Source organism: Kitasatospora sp. NPDC059160 (genome assembly GCF_042755465.1).
GTDB lineage: Bacteria > Actinomycetota > Actinomycetes > Streptomycetales > Streptomycetaceae > Kitasatospora.
Genome location: NZ_JBHZCN010000192.1, coordinates 1 through 8,733 on the forward strand (window position 1 = coordinate 1; position 8,733 = coordinate 8,733).

Below are 8,733 nucleotides of genomic sequence, written 5' to 3' on the forward strand. Positions count from 1 at the left end.
GAACCCGGAAGCTAAGCCTCACAGCGCCGATGGTACTGCAGGGGGGACCCTGTGGGAGAGTAGGACGCCGCCGAACAATCATTCAGAAAAGGCCCTGCCGGGTGAACCAGGCGGGGCCTTTTCGCGTTTCCGGCCGTTCGGTGTGCGGCGGAAGCGGAGTAGGCCGCCGGGGTGGGAAGTTGACTGGACAACAGTTGGCCGAAAGCTCACGTGGCGTTCGCCGTCGCACTGTGTACGGCCCGTGTGCGCTGCCTTATGTTCGAGCCTTCTCGGAACACCCATGCATGGCACGACTGGGAAGGACATCACGTGGCCTCCATCGACAGGCGCCGTTTCCTCCAGCTGGGCGGCGCGTCCGCCGCTGCCGCGGGCTTCGGCGTCTTGCCGCCCGCGGTCGGCAAGGCGCTGGCCCTGCCCGCGATCAGCCGGACCCGCTCGATCAAGGACGTCGAACACGTCGTCATCCTGATGCAGGAGAACCGTTCCTTCGACCACTACTTCGGCACCCTCCGCGGCGTGCGCGGGTTCGACGACCCGCGTCCAACGGCTCTGCCCGACGGCCGGCCGAACTGGCACCAGCCCGCCGCCGCGGTGAAGACCGGGCGCTACCACGACCGCGGCCTGCCGGCCTCCGAGAAGGAGGTGCTGCCCTGGTACATCGACCCCAGGAACACCACCGAGCACCAGGCCGGGACGGACCACGGGTGGAGCAGCGGTCACCTCGCCTGGAACGAAGGGCGCCACGACCAGTGGGTGAACCAGAAGCAGGACGTCATGACGATGGGGCACCTCAAGCGTCAGGACCTTCAGTACCACTTCGCCCTCGCCGACGCGTTCACCGTCTGCGACTCGTACTTCTGCTCCGTCCACGCCGACACCGCGCCCAACCGCATCTACCTGTGGACCGGCACCAGCGACCCGCGCAACGCCTACGGCCGCAAGCCCAACGGGCCCGGCCTGGAGGAGCGCAACGGCAAGAACGGCTACACCTGGACGACGTACCCCGAGCGGCTTGAGCAGGCCGGGGTCAGCTGGAAGCTGTACCAGGGCGGTTCCGGTGAGCCGGGCACCCCGACGGACAACTACACCGACAACTCGCTGATGTTCTTCGAGCGTTACCAGGTCGCCGAGGGCGCCTCCGGTCCGCTGGTGGAGAAGGGCGCGACCGACCACACGCTCAAGGAGTTCCGGGCCGACGTCCAGAACGGCCGGCTGCCGCAGGTCTCCTGGATCGTCCCGCCGTACCTGTACAGCGAGCACCCCTCCGCCACCCCCACCGACGGCGCGTACTACATCAACCTGGTGCTGGACGCGCTCACCTCCAACCCCGAGGTCTGGGGCCGGACCGTCTTCCTCATCAACTACGACGAGAACGACGGCCTGTTCGACCACGTCGTGCCGCCGATGCCGCCGGTCGTCAGCCGGCCGGGCGGTCAGGGCATGGTCTCCACCGACCTGGAGGCGAGCCTCGGCGACGAGCTGCTCGACCTCGCCAAGTACCCGGGCGAGATGAGCCCGCTGGTGCCCGGCGCCGACCGCGGCGGGCTGCAGCCGATCGGGCTTGGCCCGCGTGTGCCGCTGCTGGTCATCTCTCCCTGGTCGCGCGGTGGTTGGGTCTGTTCGGAGACCTTCGACCACACCTCGGTGCTGCGGTTCCTGGAGGCCCGCTTCGGTATCGAGGAGCCCAACATCAGTGCCTGGCGCCGGTCCGTCTGCGGTGACCTCACCTCGGCGCTGGACTTCTCCGGTGCCGACCGGGGGAAGGTCTCGATACCCGTGCCCGCGCCGATCGCCTCCCAGGGCAAGCCGTACCAGGTGCCGCTGCCCCAGCGGATGCCCACCCAGGAGCCGGGCACCCGCCCGGCCCGCGCCCTCCCGTACGACCTGCGGGTCAACGAGGACGAGACCGACGACGCGACGGTGTTCCAGCTCAACCTGAACAACCGGGGCGCGGCCGGGGCCTGGCTCTACGTCTACGACCGGACGGCGCCGACGGCCGCCCCCCGCCGCTACACCGTCTCGGCCGGTGACAGCTTCGAGGACCACTGGCCGCTGGTTGACGGCGGCTACCACCTCGTCGCCCACGGGCCGAACGGCTCGGTGCAGGAGTTCGAGGGCAAGACGGTGGGCGGCCTGGTCGCCCGCTTCGAACCCGGTAAGGACAAGGTGCGGGTGACGGTGTCCAACCACGGGGACACCACCCGCACCGTCACCGCCGAGAACGCGTACGCCAAGGGCGCCAAGCAGGGCCGCACCCTGCGGCCCGGCGACGACGCCCGGTTCACCTTCGAACTGCGCGACGAGAACCGCTGGTACGACGTCGCCGTCGCCGCCACGGACGGGCCGGCCTACCGGCGCCGCTGGGCCGGGCACCTGGAGAACGGCCGCCCCGGCATCAGCGACCCCGGGCCGCGCTGACCGCTGCCCCGACGGGTTCCGCCGGCGGAGCCCGACCCCGTTCCCGCGATGCTCCCCGCACAACCGGGCCGGTCCCCGTCCACTCCGGACGGGGACCGGCCCGCCGCGCACCATCGGGTGGAGCGAGCGGACGGTGCTGGGGGATGATCCCCTGCGTGACGGAAGAGGCAGGTAGTCCAGGTGCGGACGACGCTTGTGCCTGGGGCGAGCGGCTGGGCTGGGCGTTCGGACTGATAGCGGATGATCCGGCGGTGAGAAGTGCAGCGCTTGACCAACTGGCTGAGGCACAGGAGCAGGTCGAGGACGCGCTCGGTCGGTGCAATGAGCTGTGGCGGCTGACGATGCCCCTGGGGGCGGAGGAGCAGTACCAGGAGCCGGCCTTCCGTGAGGCGCGCCGGAGGTATGGCCGAGCGCGGGGACGTTCGCTGCCTGACGGGCTGTGGGGTCGCCCCGCGAGCGGGGATCTGGCGCATTGGCCCGGGCTGCCCTACGCGTTGCTCTTCCTGGAGTGGGAAGCGAGATACCCGCAGGAGTGGACCCACCATGCGAAGGCGTGGGGCACGAAGCAGAGTCTTCTCCGGGACCTGGCCCTGGCCCACCAGCCGGAGGCGATCAGGGCGAAGCTCACCGACTTGGTCGAGATCGTCGTCCACCGCGCGTACCGCTGCAAGGACCGCGAGTACGTGCGGGTCGCCCGGGCCGTCGACAGCGCCGACCTGCGTGGCAGGCTCGACCGCGCGGTCGAATCCGACAGCCCGTGGGCCCGCTGCCAGGCAGGGTACGTGCGCTGGCTCCTGGACCGCCCCGACCTGCCGAACACCCGTCGTGTCTGGCGGGCCTGGCTGGCAGGCCAGGCCCCGGCGTCGAGGTGACCCGGGACTGAGCCGGGAGGATCGTTCCTGCCGGCGCATCACCTCATGGCCGCGGACTCCTTCGACAGCCGGTTCCAGTACGGGCTGTCACGGCTCCTGCTGCCGAGTGCCTGAACCCTTTCGAGCAGGGGCCGAGGCGGCGCCCCGGCCCGCCGGGACCAGGGCCGGCCGTCAGGGGTGGCCCGGCACCCACAGGGGGACGGGGGTCACGAGGGGCATCGCGCGCGCCGCGTCCTGCTCCAGCCAGCCGTCGACCCGGGCCGGGTCGCCCTCGCTGAGCTCCACCAGCGCGGCCGCGGCGATCCGGGCGCAGCACAGCACCAGCGCCAGGGTGTCCTGGCGGCGGTGGCGCTCCCGGACGTAGGCCTCGGCCCGCTCCTGGGCGCGGAGGCGGTGGGCCGGTCCGTCCTCGGCGGTCAGCGCCTGGACGCCGTGCCACACCAGGGTCAGCGCGCAGGGCTCGGCGGGGTGGGTCTGGTCCTCCCGCTCGGCCTCCTCGCGGGCCTCGGCGGAGCGCTGGCCCAGCCAGCCGAGCGCCGTCGCCGCGTCGTCCCCGCAGGAGCGCAGCAGCAGCTCGGCGGCCTGCTCGACGACGGCAGGTACCACCGCCGAGGCCGGCACCCGCAGCCCGGGGGCGGCGGTGTCGCCGAAGGACAGCCAGGCGTCCGCGAACGAGGCCGCGCGCAGCCCGCCCACCCAGGCGGGCGCCCCGCCCGTCGCCCCCAGCCATTCCTCGGTCCCCAGCCGGACCAGCCCCACGGCAACCAGATTCGCCGCGTCCCCGTCCAGGCCCAGCAGTCGTCCGCTCCGCACCACGCACCCCCACCTGCGTTCGTCACCCTTCGAGCACATCCCACCACACCGGGGCGCGAACGAACTAGGCAGGGGCACGTCACGAATCGGTGCCGGTGCCGGTGCCGGTGCCGGTGCCGACGCCGGTGCTGGGGCGGCCTGCCAGTGTCTGGGTGCCGATCACCGCCAGCAGCGCCAGCCGCTCGGCGTCCTCGGTGCCGGGTTCGGCCGTGTAGACCATGATCCGCAGATCGCTGCCCGCGACGCTGAGCACGTCGCAGTCCAGCGTCAGCGGTCCCACCTCCGGGTGGTCGACGGTCTTGCGCGAGGCCTCCTGGTGCCCCACCGCGCCGGAGTCCCACAGCTCGGCGAACCGCTCGCTGTTGCCGCGCAGATCGGCGATCAGGCGCCGCAGCCGCTGGTCCGCCGGGTAGCGGCCCGCCGTCGCCCGCAGGTCGGATACGACGGCGGTCTCCAACGCCCGCCGGGACTCCGGAGTGTGGCGGACCCGGCTGCCCTCGCCGAGGAAGTTCCGCCACGCTCCGTTGCGCTCCTTGCCGTGCCGTTCACCCATCAGCGCGGTGTAGAGCGGATTGGCGAGCAGCAGCGTCCACGCCGCGTCGTGGACGGCGACGGGTGTGCCGGTCAGCCGGTCCAGCATCCGTTGCACGCTGGGCGTGATGTAGGCGGGCACCGTGCCGCGTCCCGGCGCCACCAGCCCGGCGACCCGGAACAGGTGCTCACGCTCCTCCGCGTTCAGTCGCAGCGCCCGCCCCAGCGCCTCGACGACCTTCTCCGACGGGTTGGCCGCCCGGCCCTGTTCGAGGCGGGTGACGTAGTCGACCGAGATCCCGGCCAGCAGCGCCAGCTCCTCCCGGCGCAGTCCGGCCGCGCGCCGATGGCCGCCCGCCGGCAGGCCGGCCGCCTCCGGCGGGACCCGGTCGCGCCAGCGCCGTACCGTCCGCCCGAACTCCGTGGTCGCCATGCCACCACTGTGCACCGCCCCACCCGCAGGTGCCTGGTACCGGCAGTCCCAGGAAGACCGGACGCCTGGCTGACGGTGTCGCCGCGCAGCATCGTGGAGGCATGACCACCACACTGATCACCGGAGCGAACAAGGGCCTCGGCTTCGAGACCGCCCGCCAACTCATCGCCGCAGGCCACACTGTGTACGTCGGCAGCCGGGACCCCGAGCGCGGGCGTCGCGCCGCCGAGCGGCTGGGCGCGCGGCCGGTCGTCATCGACATCACCGACGACGCCTCGGTCACCGCGGCGGCGAGGACCGTCGAGGCCGACGGCGGCCTGGACGTGCTGGTCAACAACGCCGGCGTGGAGGAGCGGGACGCGGACAACCGCGTCATCGGCGCCGCCGACGTCACCGCCGACCTGATGCGGAGCACGTTCGAGACCAACGTGTTCGGCACGGTACGCGTCCTCCACGCGTTCCTCCCGCTGCTGCAGCGCTCCGCCGCCCCCGTCGTCGTCAACCTCAGCAGCGGCCTGGCCTCGCTCACCCGCGTCACCACCGCGGGCACCCCCACCTACGCCTACCCCGGCGTCGCCTACCCGGCCTCCAAGGCCGCCGTCAACATGATCACCGTGCAGTACGCCAAGGCGTTCCCACACATGCGCATCAACGCCGTCGAGCCCGGCTTCACGAAGACGGACCTCAACGGCAACACCGGTATCCAGACCGTCGAGCAGGGCGCCGGGATCATCGTCCGGATGGCCTGCCTGACCCCGGACGGCCCCACCGGCACCTACCGCGACGCCGAGGGCCCGCTGCCCTGGTGACCGATCCACCGGGTGACCGATCCACCGGGTGGGCGCGCGGCCGGGCGGGGCCGGGCCGGGGGTCAGCGTTCGCTGGTGCCGGTGATGCGGCCGCGGGCGAGGACCGGGGTGGTGAGGGAGGTGAGGAGGCGGCGGGGGCGGGTGTTCGGGAGGGCGGCGCGGTTCGGCAGGGGCTCGGCGAGGGCGTAGAGCTCGAAGACGTAGCGGTGCGGGCCGTGGCCCTTGAGCGGCTCGGGGCCGTGGTAGCCGCGGCCGATGAAGGAGCGCAGCAGTGTCACGCCCGGGGCGGGGGCGGACTTGGCGAGGGCGCCGGGGGCGAGCTCCTGCGGGCTCGGCAGGCGGGGCCCGTCGAGCAGCGCGAGGCAGTGGACGGCGGGGTTCGAGCCCAGCGGGACGTCGATGTCCTCGACCACGAGCAGGAGTTCGGCCGTTCCCGCCGGGGGCGTGCTCCAGGCGAGGTGGGGGGAGAGGTTCTCGCCGCCGACCCGGGTGCCGCTGTGCCGGGTGGGCAGGAGGCCGGCGTCGGTGAAGTCCCGGCTGGTGAGGGTGAGGGTCTCCGGGCCGTCCAGGCAGGGCTGGTTCCAGGCGTAAGTGCGTTCTTCCGGGCGGCGGTTGCGCAGCAGGGTGCCGAGTACGGACATGGGGGCGCTTTCCTTGGGCCGCTGGCGCCGTCAGGGACTTCGGCGGGTGGGGTCGGTGACGTGCACGACCTTACGCCGCTTGTCGTCGGGATAGGCCTCCCTGGTCACCAGGCCCCGGAGGCCTCGGCGGGCCTCGGCGGGCCTCGGCAGAATCATTGTTGCCTATCAACTACTTTCTCGCCCGGGTGGCCGGTGGTGGTTGGGGTGCGGGCACGGAAACCCGTTTGACCAGCGCTTCTTCGTCGATCACGATGCTCCGGTGACAGTTGAGACCACCCTCGCGAAGGTCGACGCGGACCTCCGCGCCGGCCGGATACCCGTCGCCCGCCAACGCCTGCGTAGCCTGGTGGGCCGCTACCCGGCGGACCTCACGGTCCGGCGCCGGTTGGCCGAGGTCTACCGGCTGTACGGGGAGCCGGTCGAGGCGGGCCGCTGGGCCTACCTGGAGGAGGAGCGGGACGAGGCCGAGACCGCGGCCTTCGAGGGCCGTTACGCCGATCCGCGGCGCCGGATGCGGGCGCTCGCCTGGCGCACCTCCGAGCGCACCGCGTCGACCGAGACCGCCCGCGCCCGGCTGGCCGAACTCCGTGCCGCGGCCTCCGCGGAGGAAGGCCGCCCGGTCCAGTGGGGCCAGGTGTCCGACCCTTACCGGCCGAACGCGTCCGACGACGACAGCGGGCCGTGGTTCTGCCTCGGCATCGGCCTCGTCGGCCTGCTGCTGGGAGCCTTCGCGGTGCTCGGCATGGTCACCTTCGCCGGCTGGTGGTTCTGAGCGGTTCGGTGCGGTGGTGCGTGCGGGGATGAACCCCCGGGCGGGGGTGGGCCGTACTTGACGGTGGCGGCCCGTCGGGGCCGTCCGGTGCTGCCCCGGGTGCCCGCCGATTCCCACGGACGGCGCGGCCGGGGTGGCCCTCGTGGCCCCCACGAACGCCCTGAACCCTCCGAGGAGAAGCACAGATGAAGCACGTACGCCGCGCTGCCGCGGTCACCGGTGGTGCGGTCGCCGCCCTGGCCCTGGCCCTGGCCGGGACCGGGCAGGCCTTCGCCTGGCACCCCGGCGACGCCTCGCTGACGGTCGGCTGCCGGACGGACGCCGGTCACGTCGAGGTCGTCCTCGGCAACAACTACCAGGACGCGGGCGACTACACGCTCAGCCTGATCGGCGGCACCGAGGAGCACCACGGCACCATCGCCGGGCACGGCACCGCCAAGGTGACGGTCGGCTACTCGGGCCACGGCGACCGGTGGCGCTACACCCTGGCGGACACCCACATCGACCAGCAGATCGCCGACGTGCCGCTCTGCCCGTCCGCGACGCCGACGGGCACCCCGACGCCGACCCCGACCCTGACCAAGCCTGGGACGCCGACGCCGACGCCGACCGCCAGTCGGACGGCGACGCCGACGCCGAGCGGGAGCCCGTCGGGGAGCCCGTCCTCGCCCGCCGCGCACCCCAGCGCCTCGCCCTCGGCGAGTGCCTCCGCCTCCGCCGCGCCGGCGCTCGCGCAGACCGGTGGCGGCGGCAACACCGGCCTCGCGGTGGCCGGTGCCGCGACCCTGGTCGGCGGTGCCGGGCTCGTCGTGGCGGCGCGCCGGGTCGCCGCCCGCCGCAAGGCCTGACGGTCCGACGGATGTTCGTCGACGGAGCGTGGCGGATCACGGTGGTCGGCAAGGACGCCGACTTCGAGCAACGGGCGGTGGTCCGCACCCCGTACGGGGTCCTGGTGCTGGCCGGTGCGGTGGGGGAGTCCCTGGTCGTCGACGCCGACACCTGGGAGCTGCGCCTGGAGCACCTGTGGCCGGGGCGCGGATGGCGGCCGGACGTCGAGGTGGTGCCCGGTCCGGTGACCGGTACGGGCGGCCGCCGCAGCCGGGAGGTCCGGGCGACGGACTGCTACTGGCCGGGGCAGCCGCGGCCGGTCCTGCCGCACAACCTCGTGCTGCGGCTGGACGCGTTCGGGGCCGAGGAGCCCGCGGCGCGACCGGTACGGACGGTGCGGGAGGCGATCACCCCGGCGGGAACACCGCTGATCCGGACCAGTTCCGGCCCCCAGGTCGACACGGTGGACAGTAAGTCCACTGCGGGCAGGGCCGGTTGGTGACCGCCAGGGCGTGAACGGGGAGGGGCGGCCGCGTGAGCGGGCCCCCCCCCCCGCCGGGGGGGGCGGGGGGGCGGCCCCCCCCCCCTCGCCGGGTGACCGGCCTCAGACCAGGCC

General features: G+C 73.3%; 9 protein-coding genes and 1 rRNA gene. 7 read left to right on the plus strand and 3 right to left on the minus strand.

The window, feature by feature from the left end; all coding sequences use genetic code 11:
* The 3 genes from rrf to ACFXOZ_RS41250 form a co-directional block, all read left to right on the plus strand.
* Nucleotides 1–76 (plus strand): 5S ribosomal RNA (gene rrf, locus ACFXOZ_RS41240); the annotation flags it as partial.
* A gap of 233 nt (nt 77–309) precedes the next feature.
* The gene (locus ACFXOZ_RS41245; RefSeq protein ID WP_380521642.1) at nt 310–2,418 is read left to right on the plus strand and encodes a phosphocholine-specific phospholipase C; all 2,109 of its coding nucleotides are present in this window, start codon (nt 310–312) and stop codon (nt 2,416–2,418) included.
* 155 nt (nt 2,419–2,573) lie between these two features.
* Complete coding sequence (locus tag ACFXOZ_RS41250) at nt 2,574–3,290, plus strand: hypothetical protein (protein WP_380595192.1); 717 nt, start codon at nt 2,574–2,576, stop codon at nt 3,288–3,290.
* A 171-nt stretch (nt 3,291–3,461) separates the two neighbouring features.
* Here ACFXOZ_RS41250 and ACFXOZ_RS41255 read toward each other — a convergent pair whose 3' ends face one another.
* Together ACFXOZ_RS41255 and ACFXOZ_RS41260 are read right to left on the minus strand one after the other, a co-directional pair.
* Nucleotides 3,462–4,106, minus strand: a complete 645-nt coding sequence (locus ACFXOZ_RS41255; RefSeq protein WP_380595194.1) for a hypothetical protein — start codon at nt 4,104–4,106, stop codon at nt 3,462–3,464.
* A gap of 76 nt (nt 4,107–4,182) precedes the next feature.
* On the minus strand, nt 4,183–5,067 hold the full coding sequence (locus ACFXOZ_RS41260) for a helix-turn-helix transcriptional regulator (RefSeq protein ID WP_380595196.1): 885 nt from the start codon (nt 5,065–5,067) through the stop codon (nt 4,183–4,185).
* Between the two features lie 101 nt (nt 5,068–5,168).
* Here ACFXOZ_RS41260 and ACFXOZ_RS41265 point away from each other — a divergent pair, with 101 nt between their 5' ends.
* Entirely contained in the window at nt 5,169–5,876 is a 708-nt protein-coding gene (locus tag ACFXOZ_RS41265) for an SDR family NAD(P)-dependent oxidoreductase (RefSeq protein WP_380595198.1), read from the plus strand.
* Nucleotides 5,877–5,938: 62 nt separating this feature from the next.
* On the opposite strand, the gene ACFXOZ_RS41270 is transcribed toward ACFXOZ_RS41265, so the two are convergent.
* Nucleotides 5,939–6,517, minus strand: coding sequence for a YbhB/YbcL family Raf kinase inhibitor-like protein (locus ACFXOZ_RS41270; protein ID WP_380595200.1), 579 nt, complete (start codon nt 6,515–6,517; stop codon nt 5,939–5,941).
* Between the two features lie 259 nt (nt 6,518–6,776).
* Between ACFXOZ_RS41270 and ACFXOZ_RS41275 the strand changes: the two genes are divergently transcribed.
* From ACFXOZ_RS41275 to ACFXOZ_RS41285, 3 genes are all read left to right on the plus strand, one after another.
* Nucleotides 6,777–7,289 carry a DUF6584 family protein gene (locus ACFXOZ_RS41275; protein WP_375884050.1) on the plus strand — a complete coding sequence of 171 codons (513 nt, stop codon included), beginning with the start codon at nt 6,777–6,779 and terminating at the stop codon, nt 7,287–7,289.
* 185 nt (nt 7,290–7,474) lie between these two features.
* The gene (locus ACFXOZ_RS41280) at nt 7,475–8,137 is read left to right on the plus strand and encodes an LPXTG cell wall anchor domain-containing protein (protein WP_380595201.1); all 663 of its coding nucleotides are present in this window, start codon (nt 7,475–7,477) and stop codon (nt 8,135–8,137) included.
* An 11-nt stretch (nt 8,138–8,148) separates the two neighbouring features.
* Nucleotides 8,149–8,619: a hypothetical protein gene (locus ACFXOZ_RS41285; RefSeq protein ID WP_380595203.1), complete on the plus strand. Its 471-nt coding sequence runs from the start codon at nt 8,149–8,151 to the stop codon at nt 8,617–8,619.
* The last annotated feature ends 114 nt before the right edge of the window (nt 8,620–8,733 follow it).

Coding starts and splice junctions, on each gene's coding strand:
- ACFXOZ_RS41280 (WP_380595201.1), top strand. CDS start 7,475: ATGAAGCACGTACGCCGCGCTGCCGCGGTCACCGGTGGTGCGGTCGCC.
- ACFXOZ_RS41260 (WP_380595196.1), bottom strand. CDS start 5,067: ATGGCGACCACGGAGTTCGGGCGGACGGTACGGCGCTGGCGCGACCGG.
- ACFXOZ_RS41285 (WP_380595203.1), top strand. CDS start 8,149: ATGTTCGTCGACGGAGCGTGGCGGATCACGGTGGTCGGCAAGGACGCC.
- ACFXOZ_RS41270 (WP_380595200.1), bottom strand. CDS start 6,517: ATGTCCGTACTCGGCACCCTGCTGCGCAACCGCCGCCCGGAAGAACGC.
- ACFXOZ_RS41265 (WP_380595198.1), top strand. CDS start 5,169: ATGACCACCACACTGATCACCGGAGCGAACAAGGGCCTCGGCTTCGAG.